This is a genomic window from Sphingomonas sp. FW306-1B-B10E (assembly GCF_058782005.1).
Genome location: NZ_JBYSXG010000026.1, coordinates 1 through 17,386, shown reverse-complemented (window position 1 = coordinate 17,386; position 17,386 = coordinate 1). Strand labels below are relative to the sequence as shown.

At 67.1% G+C, this 17,386-nt stretch carries 13 protein-coding genes and 1 pseudogene; 4 read left to right on the top strand and 10 right to left on the bottom strand.

The window, feature by feature from the left end:
* Positions 1–85: 85 nt before the first annotated feature.
* The 4 genes from AC3WJI_RS11705 to AC3WJI_RS11690 form a co-directional block, all read right to left on the bottom strand.
* Positions 86–1,276, bottom strand: coding sequence for a GNAT family N-acetyltransferase (locus AC3WJI_RS11705; RefSeq protein WP_492757447.1), 1,191 nt, complete (start codon positions 1,274–1,276; stop codon positions 86–88).
* 188 nt (positions 1,277–1,464) lie between these two features.
* A complete protein-coding gene (locus AC3WJI_RS11700; protein WP_492757446.1) occupies positions 1,465–2,742 on the bottom strand; it encodes a mechanosensitive ion channel family protein in 1,278 nt (425 codons plus the stop codon).
* A complete protein-coding gene (gene metC, locus AC3WJI_RS11695) occupies positions 2,742–3,926 on the bottom strand; it encodes a cystathionine beta-lyase (protein WP_492757445.1) in 1,185 nt (394 codons plus the stop codon). The genes AC3WJI_RS11700 and metC overlap by 1 nt, the downstream gene beginning before the upstream one ends.
* Positions 3,923–4,756, bottom strand: a complete 834-nt coding sequence (locus tag AC3WJI_RS11690) for a sulfurtransferase (RefSeq protein WP_492757444.1) — start codon at positions 4,754–4,756, stop codon at positions 3,923–3,925. Before AC3WJI_RS11690 ends, metC begins: the two co-directional genes overlap by 4 nt.
* Positions 4,757–4,769: 13 nt before the next feature.
* On the opposite strand from AC3WJI_RS11690, the gene queF reads away from it, so the two are divergent.
* The 3 genes from queF (at position 4,770) to AC3WJI_RS11675 (ending at position 8,999) form a co-directional block, all read left to right on the top strand.
* A complete protein-coding gene (queF, locus tag AC3WJI_RS11685) occupies positions 4,770–5,255 on the top strand; it encodes a preQ(1) synthase (protein WP_492757443.1) in 486 nt (161 codons plus the stop codon).
* Between the two features lie 141 nt (positions 5,256–5,396).
* Positions 5,397–7,673 (top strand): glycosyltransferase family 4 protein, encoded by a 2,277-nt coding sequence (locus AC3WJI_RS11680; protein ID WP_492757442.1) that lies wholly within the window; start codon positions 5,397–5,399, stop codon positions 7,671–7,673.
* A gap of 39 nt (positions 7,674–7,712) precedes the next feature.
* Complete coding sequence (locus AC3WJI_RS11675; RefSeq protein ID WP_492757441.1) at positions 7,713–8,999, top strand: glycoside hydrolase family 130 protein; 1,287 nt, start codon at positions 7,713–7,715, stop codon at positions 8,997–8,999.
* A gap of 79 nt (positions 9,000–9,078) precedes the next feature.
* On the opposite strand, the gene AC3WJI_RS11670 is transcribed toward AC3WJI_RS11675, so the two are convergent.
* The 6 genes from AC3WJI_RS11670 to hflK form a co-directional block, all read right to left on the bottom strand.
* Positions 9,079–9,492, bottom strand: a complete 414-nt coding sequence (locus AC3WJI_RS11670; RefSeq protein WP_492757440.1) for a hypothetical protein — start codon at positions 9,490–9,492, stop codon at positions 9,079–9,081.
* 50 nt (positions 9,493–9,542) lie between these two features.
* Positions 9,543–11,564 carry an OPT family oligopeptide transporter gene (locus tag AC3WJI_RS11665; RefSeq protein WP_492757439.1) on the bottom strand — a complete coding sequence of 674 codons (2,022 nt, stop codon included), beginning with the start codon at positions 11,562–11,564 and terminating at the stop codon, positions 9,543–9,545.
* Between the two features lie 222 nt (positions 11,565–11,786).
* Positions 11,787–13,397 carry a helicase HerA-like domain-containing protein gene (locus AC3WJI_RS11660; protein WP_492757438.1) on the bottom strand — a complete coding sequence of 537 codons (1,611 nt, stop codon included), beginning with the start codon at positions 13,395–13,397 and terminating at the stop codon, positions 11,787–11,789.
* Positions 13,398–13,466: 69 nt separating this feature from the next.
* Positions 13,467–14,993, bottom strand: a complete 1,527-nt coding sequence (locus AC3WJI_RS11655; RefSeq protein WP_492757437.1) for a Do family serine endopeptidase — start codon at positions 14,991–14,993, stop codon at positions 13,467–13,469.
* A 94-nt stretch (positions 14,994–15,087) separates the two neighbouring features.
* Positions 15,088–15,945, bottom strand: a complete 858-nt coding sequence (gene hflC / locus AC3WJI_RS11650; protein WP_492757436.1) for a protease modulator HflC — start codon at positions 15,943–15,945, stop codon at positions 15,088–15,090.
* On the bottom strand, positions 15,942–17,066 hold the full coding sequence (gene hflK, locus AC3WJI_RS11645; RefSeq protein WP_492757435.1) for a protease modulator HflK: 1,125 nt from the start codon (positions 17,064–17,066) through the stop codon (positions 15,942–15,944). Before hflK ends, hflC begins: the two co-directional genes overlap by 4 nt.
* Before the next feature lie 71 nt (positions 17,067–17,137).
* Between hflK and AC3WJI_RS11640 the strand changes: the two are divergent.
* Positions 17,138–17,386, top strand: a pseudogene (locus AC3WJI_RS11640) (chromosome partitioning protein ParA); the annotation flags it as partial.

The following is a 17,386-nucleotide window of genomic DNA, read 5'->3' as shown; positions in this document are numbered from 1 at the left end:
CGAAGCACCGTTCTTCTTCCTCGCCCGATCAAGAAGAACGGCCCTTCGACAAGCTCAGGGCGAACGGGGAAGAACGGTACTCCGCTCACCCCTCGCGCTTGAACGGCATCATTTCGCCGAGCCATTCCTGCTCGCGCTCGACTGCCTCGCGCTCGCGCGCCAAGAAATCGGCGACCGCGCGGCGGAACCCCGCATTCGGGATATAGTGCGCCGACCAGGTCGTCACCGGGGCATAGCCGCGCGCGAGCTTGTGCTCGCCCTGCGCGCCGGCCTCGACGCGCTGCAGCCCGCGCGCGATCGCCGCGTCGATCGCCTGGTAATAGCAAAGCTCGAAATGGAGGAACGGCACTTCCTCGACCGCGCCCCAATAGCGCCCGTACAGCGCATCGCCGCCGATCAGGTTGAGCGCGCCCGCGATCGGCACCCCGTCGCGCTCGGCGAGGATCAGCAGCACCTTGTCGGCCATCTCGGCGCCGAGCAGCGAGAAGAAGCTGCGCGTGAGATAGGGCTGGCCCCATTTGCGCGAGCCGGTGTCCTGATAGAATGTCCAGAACGCGTCCCAATGCGCTTCGCTGATCTCGGCACCGGTCAAGTGCCGCACGGTCAGCCCCTCGAGCGCAGCGGCGCGCTCCTTCCGGATCGCCTTGCGCTTGCGGCTCGACAGCGCCGCGAGGAAGTCGTCGAAGCCGGCATAGCCGTCATTCTGCCAGTGGAACTGGGTGCCCGCGCGGACCAGCCATCCCGCCGCCTCGAACCAGTGCAACTGGTCCGCGCCGACGAAGGTGACGTGCGCCGAGGACAATTCGTTCTGGTCGGTCACTGCCTCGATCGCCGCGATCAGCGCCGACGCGATGGCGGGTTCGCGGAGCAGCAGCCGCGGCCCGGGCACTGGGGTGAACGGCACGGCGACCTGGAGCTTGGGATAATAGTCGCCGCCGGCGCGCTCCCAGGCATCGGCCCAGCCATGGTCGAAGACATATTCGCCCTGGCTGTGCGACTTGACATAGGCCGGCGCGATCCCCGCGGCGCACCCGTCGGCGCCGTCGACCACGATCGGCAGCGGCTGCCAGCCGGCGCGCGCCGTAGCCGAGCCCGAGCGTTCGAGGATCGACAGGAAGCGGTGCGAGACGAACGGGTTGCCGGCGCCAGCGCAGGCGTCCCACTCGGCCGAGGGGATCGAGGCGACGCCATCGGCGATACGAGCGGTAATCGGCTGCGAACTCACGAGGGGCAAGATAGGGGCGGAGTTCGGCGAGCGGGAGGGGTATTCCGTCATTGTGCCGAAGCCAGAGTCTCACGCTGCCTGTTAAATCCGAACCTGTTCCCCGGCGAAGGCCGGGGCCCAGTCTCGGCGAAGTCGCAGATGCAGCACGACCTAACCAAGCGTTTGCAACTGGGCCCCGGCCTTCGCCGGGGAACAGGGGTCGCCTGGATCGAATGCTGGATGCCTACTCCGGGACGACGCTACGAACCTGCCTCCCCCACGGGCCACTGCGTCACCCGGATGTCGCGCACCGGATAGGGGATCAGGATCCCATGCTCCTTGAACAGCAGCCAAAGCCGGTTGAGCACGTCGCTGCGAACGTTGCCGACGCCGCTCTCGGGGTCACTGATCCACACCAGGATCTCGTGCTCGACGCCCTTCTCGCCGAACGCCATCAGCCAGACATTGGTTTTGGGGGTGTCCAGCACGCGCGGGCTTTCCGCCGCGGCGCGCAGCATCAGTTCCTGCGCGAGCTGGAGGTCGCAGTCATAAGCGACGGTCACAGGGATGCGGACGCGGACGTTGCGGTCGGTGTAGGACCAGTTCTCGACCTCCTGCGTCATCAGATTCTCGTTGGGAATCAGATGCTCCTTGCCGTCGCGGGTGACCACCGAGACGGCGCGTACGCCGATCTTGTTGACCCAGCCGAAACTGTCTCCGACGACGATCACGTCCCCCGGCTTGATCGACCGGTCCATCAGCAGGATGATTCCCGCGATCAGATTGCCGATCGTCTTCTGCAACCCGAAACCGATCGCCAGCCCGAACGCGCCTGAGAATACTGCGAACGCGGTCAGGTCGATCTGGAGCAGGTCGACGCCGATGAAGAAGGCGAGCACCACCGCGGTGATCGTCGCGAGCTTCTGGACGAGCAGCTTCTGGGTCGGATCGAAGCCGCGCGCGCGGCCGATCATCTGGCTCAGCACGCGGTTGACCAGTCGCACCCCGGCGAACAGCAGCAACACCGTGATGCCGACGGTGAGTGCCGAGAGCAGCGACAGCCGGCGCTGCCCGACCTGGATGCCGACCCGGTCGAGCGTCGCCTCGACCGCGCCGAACCCGCCGATCGCGTGGCTGAGAACGAACAGGAAAGCGAGCAAGGCCAATGTCCACGCCGCCCAGCGCGGCAGGTTGAGCGTGCGCAATATCGTCGCAGCGAGCATCGCCACGGCAAAGGCCTCGGCGAGCCCGGTCACCAGCGCGCCGAGCGGCAGCCATGGCCAGCTTGCGAGGAGCAAGGCAAGCAGCACCGCCGCACTGCCCCAGCGGACGATCGCGCAGGCGCGCAGCTGGAAGGTGGCGCTATCGCCGTTGAGATGCTCGGCCCAGGCCGCGGCGATCCGCGCGCCGATACGCTGCCCGGCAACCCAGCCTAGCGCGAGCGCAAGCGCCGCCAGCCCTGCGCCGATCGCGGCCTCTGTGATCTCGGCGGCGCCCGGCAGATTATGTCCTGCCAGCCACGCCCCGAGCCGTTCCATCACCCGCGCACCGCCGCGAAGCGCTCGAGTCCGGCCTCGAGATCGGCGATCAGATCGTCGGCATCCTCGAGCCCGATCTGGAGCCGGACGAGCGGTCCCTCGGCTTCCCATCGGGTCGCGCTGCGGTGGCGCTGCGGGTCGACCGGGATCGCGAGGCTTTCGAACCCGCCCCAGCTATAGCCGATGCCGAAATGCCTGAGCCCGTCGATCAAGGCGGCGCGGGCCGCTTCGCCGCCGCCATTGAGCACGAACGAGAACAGCCCCGATGCGCCGCGGAAGTCGCGAACGAACGTCATATGGCCGGGGCAGTCGGGGAGCGCGGGATGGAGCACGCGCGCCACTTCGGGCCGGTCCTCAAGCCATTCGGCGATCTTGAGCGCCGAGCGGCCGTGCTGGTCGAGCCGCACCGCCATCGTCCTGAGGCCGCGCGCGCCCAGCCACGCATCGTCGGGGCTCGCGGTCTGGCCGAGCTGGTAGGTGGCGGCGCGCAGCCGCTGATACTGCCCATCGGCCGCGGTCACCGATCCGAGCATCACGTCCGAATGGCCGACGACATATTTGGTGCAGGCGAGGATCGAATAGTCGATCCCGAGCGCGATCGCGGGAAGCAGGAGCGGCGTTGCCCAAGTATTGTCGAGCAGCGTGGTGATCCCGCGGTCCTTGGCGACGCCGACGATCGCGGGGATGTCCTGCACCTCGAAGGTCAGGCTGCCCGGGCTCTCCATGAAGATCGCCTTGGTGCGCTCGCTGCACAATTCGGCGATCCCCGCGCCGATCAGCGGATCGTAATAGGTCGTGGTGATACCGAAGCGCTTGAGCAGCCCGTCGGCGAGGCCGCGGGTCGGGTCATAGGCACTGTCGGTCAGCAGCAGTTCGTCGCCGGGTTCGAGCACCGCCAGCAGTGCCGACGCGATCGCGGCAACGCCCGACGGATAGAGCAAAGTCGCCTCGGCGCCGGGCTCGAGCTCGGTCAGCGCATCGGCGAGCGACCATTGCGTCGGGGTCCCGCGGCGGCCGTAGAAGAGCTTGTGGTGCGTATCGGCGGCGCCGCGCGCGCGCAGTTCGGCGACATTGTCGTAGAGGATCGTCGAGGCGCGCCACACCGGCGGATTGACCACGCCTTGCGTCCATTCCTCGCGACGCCCGGCCTGGACGACCTTGGTCGCGTCCTTCTCGTCGCTCATGCCGGGCCCAGTGCCTTTGCAGTATCGGGGCGAGCGCCCCATTCGGACCAGCTGCCGTCATAGACCGGCACGTCGCGGCCGATCAGATGGCCGGCAAAGGCATTCACGCAGGCAGTGATCCCCGATCCGCACGTCGCGACCAGCGGCCGGTCGAGATCGATCCCGGCATCGGCGAAAAGCGTTTCGATCGCTTCGGGCGCCTTCCATGTACCATCGGCTTCGAAGAAGCGGCCCTGCGGAATATTCTTCGATCCCGGGATGTGGCCTGGGGCGCATTCCTTGCGCGGGTCGGGCTCCTCACCGGAGAAGCGCGCCGCCGAGCGTGCGTCGACGATCTGCTCGTCGGTCGCCTGCATCTCGGCGAGGCTGCGCACCTGCGTGCGCGGCATGCCTGCCTCGAACGACGAACGGGCGGGGACCGGCGCGTCATGCGCCAGCGGGCGACCCTCGGCGATCCACTTGGCGATCCCGCCGTCGAGCAGGCTCGCCGCGAGACCGAACCGGCCGAGAACCCACCAGGCGCGGCAGGAGGTGTGGTGCGGACTGTTGTCGTAGAGCACCACGCGGCTTTCGGCGGTGATCCCCAATGCCGCCATCCGCCCCTCGAAAAGGTCGCGCGGGGGCAGCATCGAGGGCAGCGGATCGTTCGCATCGACCAGCGTGTCGAGGTCGAGCAGCAGCGCGCCGGGAATATGTCCGGCGGCATATTCGGCTTGCGGATCCTGCTTCGCCGATCCGGGTAGGGTCGAGGTGTAGGTGGCGTCGAGCACCACGAGGTCGTCTGCGCCCAAGGCGTTCGCGAGCCATTCTGTCGTCACGAGTGCGTCCATGTCTTCGTCCTAGATGGATGCAAAGGCCGCGTCGATCACCTACATGGCCCGCATGGAACCCAAGCATCTCGGCCAGACCTCTTCGCTCCCCGCCTCGCCGGAGGAAGCGGAGCTCGATTACGTACCCAATCCGCGCGTAGGCAGCCGCTACATGATCCGCTTCGCCGCGCCCGAATTCACGTCGCTTTGCCCGATCACCGGCCAGCCCGATTTCGCGCATCTCGTAATTGATTACGTGCCCGGCGCGACGATCGTCGAATCCAAGTCCTTGAAGCTGTTCCTCGGCAGTTTCCGCAACCATGGCGCGTTCCACGAGGATTGCACCGTCGGCATCGGCGAGCGGCTGTTCGCCGAGATGCAGCCCGAATGGCTGCGGATCGGCGGCTATTGGTATCCGCGCGGCGGGATCCCGATCGACGTGTTCTGGCAGTCGGGCGAATCCCCCGCTGGGGTGTGGATCCCGCCTCAGGATGTGCCCGGTTACCGCGGCCGAGGCTGAACCTCACATTTACAGCACGCTTCGTCGGATTCGTGCATGTTGCATTGCAACAAGAATGAAACCATATTCCTTTGCGAGAGTTGGGAGGGACATAACGGGCTTTCGACGGCCCGGCTTGTTTGCATTAGCGAAGGAATAGGAATGGCGCCGTTCATGATTGGAGCAGGGATCAATCACCTCGCGCTCATCGGCAACTTTCTCCCGCGCAAGTGCGGACTCGCCACCTACACGACCGACACCTATAACGCGCTCAAGCAGCGTTATCCGGAGCTTCGCGTCGACGTCTTCGCGATGGACGATCATCCTGGCCGCTACGATTATCCAGATGCAGTGACCCGCGCGATCCCGCAGCACGACCGCGCCGCCTATCTCGACACCGCCCGCGCGATCGAGGCGAGCGGTGCGCAGGCGCTGTGGATCCAGCACGAATACGGCATCTATGGCGGCCCGGCTGGCGACTATCTGATCGCATTGATCGATCGCCTGTCGATCCCGGTGATCACCACGCTCCACACCGTCCTCGAAAAGCCGAGCGCCGATGAGCGCCGGGTGATGGAGGCGCTGCTGCGCCGCTCGTCGCGGATCATCGTGATGGCCGAGAAGGGCCGCGACATTCTCAAGCGCGTGCACGGTGCCGACGACAAGAGCATCGTCATGATCCCGCACGGCGTGCCCGACCGCGCCTTCGCCGATCCCGACAGCATGAAGCCGAACTTCGGCTGGGAAGGCCGCGAGGTCATCCTCACTTTCGGGCTGCTCGCGCCGAACAAGGGGCTCGACACGATGATCGCGGCGCTGCCGCAGGTCGTCGCGAATCACCCGCAGGCGCTGTATGTCATTCTCGGCGCGACGCACCCGAACCTCGTCGCGCATGAGGGCGAAGCGTATCGCGATCGCCTCAAGGCGCTTGCCGAGGAAAAGGGCGTCGCCGGGCACGTCCAGTTCATCGACGCGTTCGTCGAGCATGATGAATTGATCGACTATCTCGAGGCCGCCGACCTCTACGTCACGCCGTACAGCAATCCGGCGCAGATCACCTCGGGGACGCTGTCCTACGCCGTCGGCGTCGGCAAGCCGGTGATCTCGACGCCCTATGTCCACGCGACCGAGATTCTCGCCGACGATCATGGCGTCCTCGTCGATTTCGGCGATAGCGCCGCCTTTGCCCGCGAGATCGACCGGCTGCTGACCGACACGGCTGAGCGTCAGGCGCTGGCGCAGCGGGCCTATGCCCGCGGCCGCACGATGATCTGGCCGCGCCTTGCCGAGAATGCGATGGCTGAGCTGGGCGCGATCGTCGCCGCCAAGCCGCGGCGCTTCGCCAAGGCGACCGCCGAACTCGCGACGCTCGCTCCGGACATCGCCGCGGTCGAGCGGATGAGCGATTCGACCGGCATGCTCCAGCATTCGATCTATTCGGTCCCCGATCGCCGTCACGGCTATTGCATCGACGACAATGCTCGCGCGCTGATCTTGATGTGCAAGATGGAAGGGATCGACGAGGCCGTTCGCGACAAGTGGACGACGATCTATGGCGGGTTCGTGCAATATGCCTGGAACGCCGACCAGCGCCGCTTCCGCAACTTCATGAACTTCGATCGCACCTGGTGCGAGGACGTCGGGTCGGAGGATTCGAACGGCCGCGCGCTCTGGGCTTTGGGCGTCACCGCACGCGACGCCCGCGCGCAGAAGCATCGCGACTGGGCATCGACCTTGTTCGACAGCACCGCCTCGATCGCGCTGGAGCTGCTCGCCCCGCGCGCGCATGCCTTCGCGATGCTCGGCGCCGCGGCGATGATCGAGGCGCATCCGGGCCATTCGCTCTCGCGCACGATCCTCACGCGCTATGGCGAAGAGCTGATCGCCTTGCTCGCCGAGGCGCGCCGCCCCGAATGGCAGTGGTTCGAGATCGTCCTGGCATATGACAATGCCCGGCTGCCCGAAGCGCTGCTCCGCGCCGGCAAGGTGCTTGGCCGCAAGGACTTCGTCCAGGTCGGGCTCGAGACGCTCGACTGGATCGTCGAGAAGCAAACCTCGCCCGAAGGCCGCTTCCGCGCGGTCGGCAGCGAGAGCTTCGGCCGGCCGCCTTATTCCGAACCGCTCCAGTTCGACCAGCAGCCGCTGGAGGCCCAGGCCACCGTCGAGGCCTGCGTCGCCGCCTATGATGTGACCGGCGACAAGCGCTGGTACGAGGAGGCGATGCGCGCCTATCGCTGGTATCTCGGTGCCAACGATCTCGAGCTTCCGCTGGCGACCGCGCAGGATGGCGGCTGCTTCGACGGCCTGATGCCGGGCGGTTTGAACCGAAATCAGGGCGCCGAGTCGATTCTCGCGCTGCAATTGGCGAATTGCGCGATTTCCGTACTTTCAAAGCCCGCGGAAAACGTGGAAAGCACCCCCCGCACCGCCGCCGCGTAGCCCTGCGCGACGGCAATATCGGGACGCTACGGGGGACGAATGCAGGAATTGTTCAATCACACGCTGCGGCTTCGCGCCGATCCTTCGCGCGTGGTGGTTCGTCCGTTTCACATCGCCTGGGCGCAGAACGGCTCGGGCCCGAGCCGTTCGGAACGCATCGTCCAGGAGGTCCTGGCGATGTCGCCCGGCGAGGCGAGCGCGCAGCTGGAGATCGTGCTCAAGGATTTCGAGGCGCGCCACTGGCAGACGCGCCGCGTGTTCATGACTCGCTATGACGAGATCGAGAACATGCTCAAGCTCGACGGCAGCGCGATCGGTGACGAGAAGCGCCAGCTGCTCGGCGCCTATTTCTGCCACGAATATAGCTATGCCGCTGCCGCCTTGATGAATCCCAGCGCGGTGCCGCATTACGATCAGTCGGGCATGCCCAAGGGCAGCATGCGCATCCTGATGTCGCTGCGCGCGGTGGGCGAGGGGCACATTTCCTCGGTCTCGTTCCGCGAAGGCATCATCACCGACAAGAACGAGCTCAGCCTCGCCCCCGAGCCGCCCTTCGCCACCGCCGCCGATGCGCGCGAGGAGGACGAAGACACGATGCCCGAGGGCCCGGTGACGGTCTATCGCCACCGCGATTCGACTTTGTCCGGCACGGTGATCTTCCCGATCACCAAGGCGCAGTCGAACGGCCTCGAAGACCTGCGCATCTGCCACTTCACGCATGACGACGGCAGCGAGGAATGGATCGGCACCTATACTGCCTATAACGGCTCGGTGATCCAGTCCGAGCTGATGCGCACGCGCGACTGGCGCGCGATCGACCTCGTGCCGATGAGCGGCAGCGCCTCGCGCAACAAGGGCATGGCGCTGTTCCCGCGCAAGATCGACGGCAAGTACATGATGCTCGGCCGCCAGGACGGCGAGAACATCTTCCTCCACACTTCGGAGGACATCACCCATTGGGAAGGCGGCGAGCTGCTGATCAAGCCGCAATATCCGTGGGAGCTCGTCCAGATGGGCAATTGCGGCCCGCCGATCGAAGTCGACGAAGGCTGGCTGGTGCTCACCCACGGCGTCGGCGCGATGCGCAAATATTCGATCGGCGCGGCGCTGCTCGACAAGAACGACCCGTCCAAGGTGCTCGCGCGCTCGCAGGAGCCGCTGCTCGCCGCCGCCGACCAGGACCGCGAGGGCTATGTGCCGAACGTCGTCTATACCTGCGGCGCGATCCGCCACGGCGACAAGATCTTCATCCCGTACGGCGTGGCCGACAGCTCGGTGGCGTTCGCGTTCGTACCGATCAAGGCCCTGCTCGAGGCGATGGGGTAAGGCGGATCGGCATTCGGAAATCGGCCGTCTGCTCAGCGCGGCAGAGTGTGTCCGCCGGCCCGTTCGCCGCGAGACTGGCTCAGCCGCCTTCCCGACAGGTCAAGTAGCGCCCCTTCATTCCAACCACGGCCTGCTCGCCGGGGACTACGTCCGTGAACGCGTTTCCGCGCTTGGTGCCGATCGTGATGCGCGCAGGCCCCACGACGCGGCATGAGATCGCTTGGCCATCCTGCTGGCAGGACTTGTCCAAAGCCTGGCTCGCGGTGGACCCTTCGATCGGATCGACTCGGAAGCTGGCGCCTGCCGTACCGCCGAACAAGGCGGCGCCGACGCCGCCCAGCATGTTCACGCGCCAAGACCCGTCACCCTGGGGCTTGAAGCCAGTTTGGGGCGATAGACGCGCACAGACACCGTCCGCAGGTTTCACTTCCTGCCCCCGAGCGCCCGTGATTGCGCACAGTCCTGCAAGCAACACCACCACGATACGTCGCATGAATACACTCCACCCGAGCCTGAACGGCCGCTGCCGGTTCCTATTACGTCTCACCGATAGTTTGCGATATCCTGATCAGTCGCCGATTCGCTTGCCGCCGGGACGCTCGCGACCAGCCGGCGCGTGACCGCATAGACCGCCGCGATCAGCCCGAAGAACAGCAGCGGCGCGATCCACAGCGCCACGCTCTCGAACCCCTCGCCCATCACCGCCAGCGGCGCGTCGTTGGGCGGGATCGGCGAATTGCGATTGGCCCAGGCGAGGATGCCCGCGAACGCCACCCCGAACAGGCTCTCGCCGACGATCAGCCCGGTCGCGGCGAGCACGCCCATCCGCTCGGCGAACTCCGGGTTCTTGCTGCGCATCGCCCAGCGATTGTAGAAATGCCCGATCACCGCGCCGACCGGGATCAGCAGGGTGAGCGCCATCGGCAGATAGATGCCCATGCCCACCGCGAGCGGCGGCAGGCGCATCTTGCCGGCACGGCCGAGAAGCTCGTCGATCACGATCACGCCCGCGCCGATCGCGGCGCCGATCCCGATCAGCCCCCAATCGATGTCGCCGCCTAGCACGCCCTTGGCAATCGACGAGATCAGCGCCGCCTGCGGTGCCGACAGCGCGTTGGGGCCGGCGCCGGGCATGCCGACAAAGCCGAGCGTGTCCTTGAGCAAATCGAGCACGAGCGGGATCGCGAGGCTGCCGAACACCACGCCCATCACCAAAGCGACCTGCTGCTTCCACGGCGTCGCGCCGACCAGCTGCCCGGTCTTGAGGTCCTGGAGGTTGTCGTTCGAGATCGTCGCGATCGAGAAGACGATCGCGGTGGTGAACAAGGCATAGGCGATCAGCGCGTTGGTCCGCGTCGGATCGGCCTCATGCCCGAAGATCGCGACGAGCAGCAGCGACGCGCCGAGCACCGCGAGGATGCCGACGCCCGAGACCGGCGAGTTCGACGCGCCGATTAGCCCGGCCATATAGCCGCAGATCGCCGCGATCAGCACCCCGACGACGAGCAGATAGACCAAAGAGCCGCCGATCACCGCGACCGGGTAATCGTGCACCGGTCCGCCCGCCGAGAAGCTCCACAGCAGCCAGGCGATCGGGACGAGCGTCGCCAGCGTGACCAAGGCGACGATCCCGATCGGCAAGTCGCGCTCGGTGATGTCGAGCGTCTGGCCCGCGGTGCGCGCGCGAGATGCTGCCAGCGCCGAGCGCAGTCCGGCGACGATCGGGCCGATGATCTTGAGCAGCGACCAGATCGCCGCGACGCCGATCGTGCCTGCGCCGATGAAGCGCACCTGTCCGCGGAAGGTGCCGCCCACCAGCGCGTCGATCCCGGCCGAGGCATCGCCGAACGATGCGAAATACGGGACCAACGTCGTCCAGGAAATGATCATCCCGAAGAACATCGCCGCGCCGACCGAGAGGCCGACGAGATGCCCCACGCCGATCAGCAGCATGGACCAGCTTGTCGAGAAGCCCGTCGCCGTGCCGCCGATCGCGAAATTCTTGCCCGCTTCCTCGGCGACCAGCTTCATCTTGGCGAGCAGCGCGAAAGCGCCCGAGAACAGCGAGCCGAGCATCAGTACGCGCAGTCCGCCGGCATTCTCGACATCGCCGGCGCGGCTGTTCGAGCCGACCTTGAGCACTTCGGCCGCAGCGACGCCTTCGGGATAGGGCAGGTCGGTGCCGGTGACGAGCGCGCGGCGCAGCGGCACCGAGAACATCACCCCGAGCACGCCGCCGGTGGAGCACACGGCGACCGTCGTCCAATAAGGGAAGCCCGACCACCAGCCGACCATGATCAGCCCGGGCAGCACGAACACGATCGCGGCCAGGGTGCCCGCGGCGCTGGCGATCGTCTGGACGATGTTGTTCTCGAGGATCGAGCTGCCGCGGAAGAAGCGCAGGATCGCCATCGACACCACCGCCGCAGGGATCGAGGTCGCGAAGGTGAGGCCGACCTTCAACCCGGCATAGACGTTGGCGGCAGTGAACAGGATCGTGATCAGCGCGCCCAGGACGACGCCGCGCAGCGTCAGTTCGGCAGTCGGGCGGGGGGCTGTGGCCATTCGGCGCTCCTTGGAAACGTTTGAGCGAGCTTAGCCACAAGTAGCGCGCGCGGGCAATGAACGGCCTTACCGGCGCGACGTCGCTGCGCAAATCCTCCCCCGGAGGGGGAGGGGGACCGCGAAGCGGTGGAGGGGTAGCTTTCCACCAGCGTCGCAGCCTGAGGCGCGCTACCCCTCCGTCAGCTTCGCTGCCACCTCCCCCTCCGGGGGAGGATTTTAGAATCAGCCCCGGAACAGCCCGCCGAGGACGCCGCGGATCAGCTGCGCGCCGATGCCCTGCGAGCGCCGCCCACGCCCGCCGAAGATCTCGCGGCCGACTTCGTTGGCCACCTGCCGCCCCAGCGACGACGAGGCGGACCGCGCCGCCGATGTCGCCATCTTGGCCCAGGGCGACGTCGCGGTCGCCTGCGCGCGCTGGGTGGCGAGGCGGGTGCGCTCGGCCTCCTTGGCGATCCGCGCCTGCTCCTTGGCCTGCGCCGCGGCGGCCTTGTCGGCTTCGCTCTCGGCCTTGGCTTCGGCTGCCGCAGCGACCGCCTCGTCGGCCTTGGCGGCGAGCATCTCCTCGGCCGATTCGCGGTCGATCGCCGTATCGTATTTGTCGCCGACCGCGTCGGTGGTGATCAGCACCGCACGCTCGTTCGTCGCCAGCGGCCCGACCCGCGTGCCCGGCGCGCGGATCAAGGTGCGCTGCACCGGCGAGGGCGAGCCGTCTTCCTGCAGCACCGAAACCAGCGCCTCGCCGACCTTCAGCTCGGTGATCGCGGTCGCGACGTCGACATCGGGATTGACGCGGAAGGTCTCCGCTGCCGAGCGGACCGCCTTGGCGTCCTTTGGCGTGAAGGCGCGGAGCGCATGCTGGACGCGGTTGCCGAGCTGGCCGGCGACGTCCTCGGGAATGTCGATCGGGTTCTGCGTGACGAAATAGACGCCGACGCCCTTGGAGCGGATCAGCCGCACGACCTGCTCGATCTTGTCGAGCAGTGCCTTGGGGGCGTCGTCGAACAGCAGATGCGCCTCGTCGAAGAAGAAGACGAGTTTGGGCTTGTCCGGGTCGCCGATTTCGGAGAGCGTCTCGAACAGCTCGGACAGCATCCACAGCAGGAAGCTGCCGTACAGCCGGGGCGAGGCCATCAGCTTGTCGGCGGCGAGGATGTTGACCACCCCGCGGCCACTCTCATCGGTACGGATGAACTCTGCAATGTCGAGCGCCGGCTCGCCGAAGAAATTCTCAGCGCCTTGCGTGCGCAGCTGGAGCAATTGGCGCTGGATCGTGCCGATGCTGGCCTTGGTGACATTGCCGAACTTGGTCGAGAGCTCGCTGGCGCGCTCGGCGCAATGCGACAGCATCGCCTGGAGGTCGTCGAGGTCGAGGAGCAGCAGCCCTTCCTCGTCGGCGACGTGGAAAGCGACGTTGAGCACGCCCTCCTGGGTGTCGTTCAAGTCGAGCAGCCGCGCGAGCAGCAGCGGCCCCATCTCGGAGATCGTCGCGCGGATCGGATGGCCCTGCGCGCCGAACAGGTCCCAGAGCTGCACCGGCAGGGCGTCGTAGCGCCATTCGCCGTCGCCGATTTCCGCGGCGCGCTTGGCGAAGATGTCGTGAGTCTTGGCGGTCGGCGATCCGGCCATGCCGAGCCCCGACAGGTCGCCCTTCACGTCGGAGACGAACACCGGCACGCCCGCGGCCGAGAAGCCCTCGGCCAGGACCTGCAGGGTCACCGTCTTGCCGGTACCGGTCGCGCCGGCGATCAGCCCGTGGCGATTGGCGCGGCGGAGCACCAGCTCCTGCCGGACGCCGTTGGCGCTGCCAATGAAAATGCCCGTCTCTTCCGCCATCGCCGAACTCCGTTTCAGGAGGTCTGCTTTAGGGAAGAAACGGGCATTGGTCAGCCCCGCGGCGCGCGATTAGCCCGCCGGGTCGATCTTCAGGGCGATCAGGCGCGGCTGCGACTGCCCCCGCGTGAGCACGTAGAGCAGCACCTGCTTGCGCCCGGCGCTGCGTGCCTGCTGAACCGCACGCGAAAGATCGGCAGCCGAGGCGACCGGCACATTGTTCACACGCGTGATCACCAAACCGCGCCCGAAGCCGTTGGCGGCGGCGTCGCTGTTCGGATCGACCGCCGTGACCACTACGCCCCGCACGCTTGGATCGAGCGCCAGCGACCGCGCGATCTGCGCATTCAACGGCTGGACGGCGAGGCCGAGCGTAGACGAAGCCGAAGCTGCGGCGCCGGGGGCGCCGTCGTCCGCGTCGGGGTCAAAGCCCGGGCCGGAGCGCGCATCCAGTTCCTCTTGCGAAGGACGCGTGCCTACCGTCGCGGTCAGCTGCTGGCGACGGCCATCGCGCAGCACGTCGAGGCTGACGCGCGAGCCCGGCTTCTGCCGCGCGATGATATAGCTCAGCGTCTGTTCGGGAGTGATGTCCTGGCCGTTGATCGCCAGCACCACGTCGCCGGGGCGCAGGCCGGCGCGGTCGCCGGGCTGGCCGGGCTCGACGCTGCCGATGATCTCGCCCTTGCCCTTGCTCGCGCCGATGGCGCCGGCGATGTCGTCGGTGACCGGCTGGATGCCGATGCCGAGATAGCCGCGGGTGACACTCTCGCCGCGCATCAGCGTCTCGACGATCGGCTTGGCCTGCTCGGCGGGGATGGCGAAGCCGATGCCGACATTGCCGCCGGTCGGCGACAGGATCTGCGAGTTGATCCCGATGACGTTGCCCTGCAGGTCGAACATCGGGCCGCCCGAATTGCCGCGATTGATCGAGGCGTCGGTCTGGATGAAGCGGTCATAGGCGCCACCGCCGGTCACGCGGTTTACCGCCGAGACGATGCCCGCGGACACGGTACCGGACAGGCCGAACGGATTTCCGATCGCGACCACCCAGTCGCCGACTCGCGCCTGGCGCGAATCCCCGAAGCGGACGAACGGGAAGTTGGTGCCCTGGATCTTCAGCACCGCGAGATCCGACGACGGATCGCGGCCGACCAGCTTGGCGGTGAACTCGCGCCGGTCGGGCAACGTCACCGTGATCGATTCGACGGTCGCGCCCTGCGTGCCCGCCGAGACGACATGGTTGTTGGTGACGACATAGCCGTCCGCCGAAATCAGGAAGCCCGAGCCGAGCGACTGGGCTTCCTGCGTGCGGGAGCCGCCGCCGCGCGGGGCGCCGAAGAAGTTCTCGAAGGGCGTGCCCTGGAACGGATTCTGCTGCTGCACGGTGATGCGCTGCGTGGTCGAGATGTTCACCACCGCCGGCTGCAGCTTGGCGACCATGTCGGCGAAGCTCATCGGGGCGCCGCCGCGCGGTGCCGAGGCCTGGATCGCGCCCGGCTCGTTCTGCGCGGTCTGCGCGCCGGCGGGGTGGTTCAGCGTCAATGCGGTGGCGGCGCCACCAAGGGCAAGGGCAGTGGTAAGGGCGTAGACGTAACGCACGTGGGCGAATCCTCTCAAAGGACGAGTAACCGGTCGGGTGCGCTTGTCGCTCCCGATTGCTGAACGGCGATTGAATATGAACGAAGCTGCAGGATCATCGTTGCCCCATGAACTCGCGCAGATAGCTGTTCTGCGGCGAGAGCACGATCGAGGTGTCGCCCTTGTCGTCGCCCTGGGCGAGGAAGGTCGTCCGGTACGACTGCATCGCGCGGTAGAAATCGTAGAAGGCCGGATCCTTGTTGAACGCCTGGGCATAGACCTGCGCGGCCTGCGCCGAGGCGGTTGCCCGGATGATCTGCGCATCCTTGAGGCCTTGCGCCTTGATCGTCGCGGCTTCCTGGCGCCGCGCGGTCGCCATCCGGTTGAGCGCGCTCTCGAGCGGCGAGCCGCTGGGAAGCTCGGTCTGCTTGATGCGCACGTCGACGATCTCGACGCCGTACTGGCTGGCGAGGCGCTGGAGCGAATTCTGGATATTGTCCATCACTTCGCCGCGCTCGGGGCTGAGCAGGATCGCCGAGGTGCGCTTGCCGAGCTCGTTGCGCAGCGACGAGCCGAACAGCGGCTGGAGCTGGTCGCGCACGCGCTCCTCATTGCCGACGGTCACCACCATCTTGAGCGGATCGACCACGCGGAACCGCGCATAGGCGTCGACTTCGAGCCGCAATTGGTCGGTCGAGAGCACCGGCTGGTTGGGCAGGTCGATGTCGAGCACGCGCTTGTCGACCCAGACGATGCGATCGAAGAACGGGATGCGGAAGATCGGGCCCGCCTGGGTGTGGCCGAACTGCTCGTTGGGCTTGTAGGCATTGATCGTGCGATAGGGCTGTTCGAGCCGCAGGATCACCGCCTGCTTGCTCTCGGGCACGATCGCGATCGTGCTCATCAGCACGACGAGCGCGAGGATGATGACGACGGCCACGCCGATCGGGCTGCGGAACCAGGCGGCGTTCATCGTGCGCCTCCCGCCTGGGCACGGGGCTGGGCCTGGGCCTCAGCCGACGCGCCGCCGCCAGGGCGTACGCCGGGGAGCGGAAGATAGGGCGTGACGCCGGGGGCCTCGACGATCGTCTTGTTGGTGCGGGACAGGATCTGCTCCATCGTCTCGTAATACAGGCGGCGGCGCGTCACTTCGGGCGCCGCCTTATACTGTTCGTAGATCTTGTCGAACTCGGCCGCTTCACCCTGCGCGGCGGCGAGCACCTGCTGGGCATAGGCATTGGCGTTGTTCTTGTTGGCCTGCGCCTCCTGCTGCGCGGCGGTGACTTGCTTGAAGTCCTCGTCGACGGCCTGGGGCGCCGCGGCCTTCTGGATCGCGACGCCCTGGATGCGGATGCCCGAATGATAGGAATCGAGGATCTGCTGGATCGACGCCTGGACCTGGCCCTCGATTCGGGCACGGCCCTGACCGATCGCCTCATTGAGCGTCGTCGTGGCGACCACCGCGCGCATCGCGCTCTCGGCGGTGGCGCGGACGGTGTCCTCGGGCTTGGCGATCTGGAACTTGTAGTCGACCGCGCTGCTTATGTCCCAGCGCACCGAATAGGCCAGGTCGACGATGTTCTGGTCACCGGTGAGCATCAGATTTTCGCCCCCGGTCGGGAAATTCTCGGTGCGGATATTGGCGACGTCGACCACGTCGACCAGCTGGATCGGTGCCGGCAGGGTAAACTGCACGCCGGTGGGGAGCGTGCTCGAATAGCGGCCCAGCGTCGTCACCACGCCGCGTTCGCGGGGGCCGATGGGGTGGATGCTGGTGAAAGCCACCCAGATCAGCAGCAGGGCACCGAGCACCAGCGACCACAGCCGGCTGCCGGAGGGGAGGCCGGGAACGCCCGGGCCGCCACCGTTTCGTGCACGCTTGAGCAATTCGTCGAGGCTGGTCGCACCGGGGCGCGGGCGCTTGCCGTCGGGCGGGAACGACCAGGGGTTGCGCGGGCCCGAGCCTCCGCCATTGCCCGAGCCGCCGCCGTTACCGGAACCGCCGCCGCTTCCGCCGCCACTGCCCCACGGACTCTTGGGGGCCTCGTTCTTGAAGATGCCGGCCAGTCCGCGCCAGCCCGATAGGTTCACCATGCGTGTCTTTATAAGGACGCATGCGCGGATTTACAGTGGCAGCCGCCGATTGTGACCCTATCTGGCGCGTAATGAATCATGTCCAAGACCTGAAGGCGGCGCTCGCGCCGATCGCGGCGGGCCGCGCCAGCGCCCGAATCGAGGACGGCAAGGCGAGCATCGTGCTCGACGTGACCGGCCTGGCCGAGGCGGCGCGGGCCGAGCTCGAGGCCGATGTCCGCCGCGTCGCCGAGGGCGTGCCGGGCGTCACCGAGGTCCGCGTGCTGCTCACCAGCGAGCGCCGCACGCGGCGGCTGATCGCGGTGGCCAGTGGGAAGGGC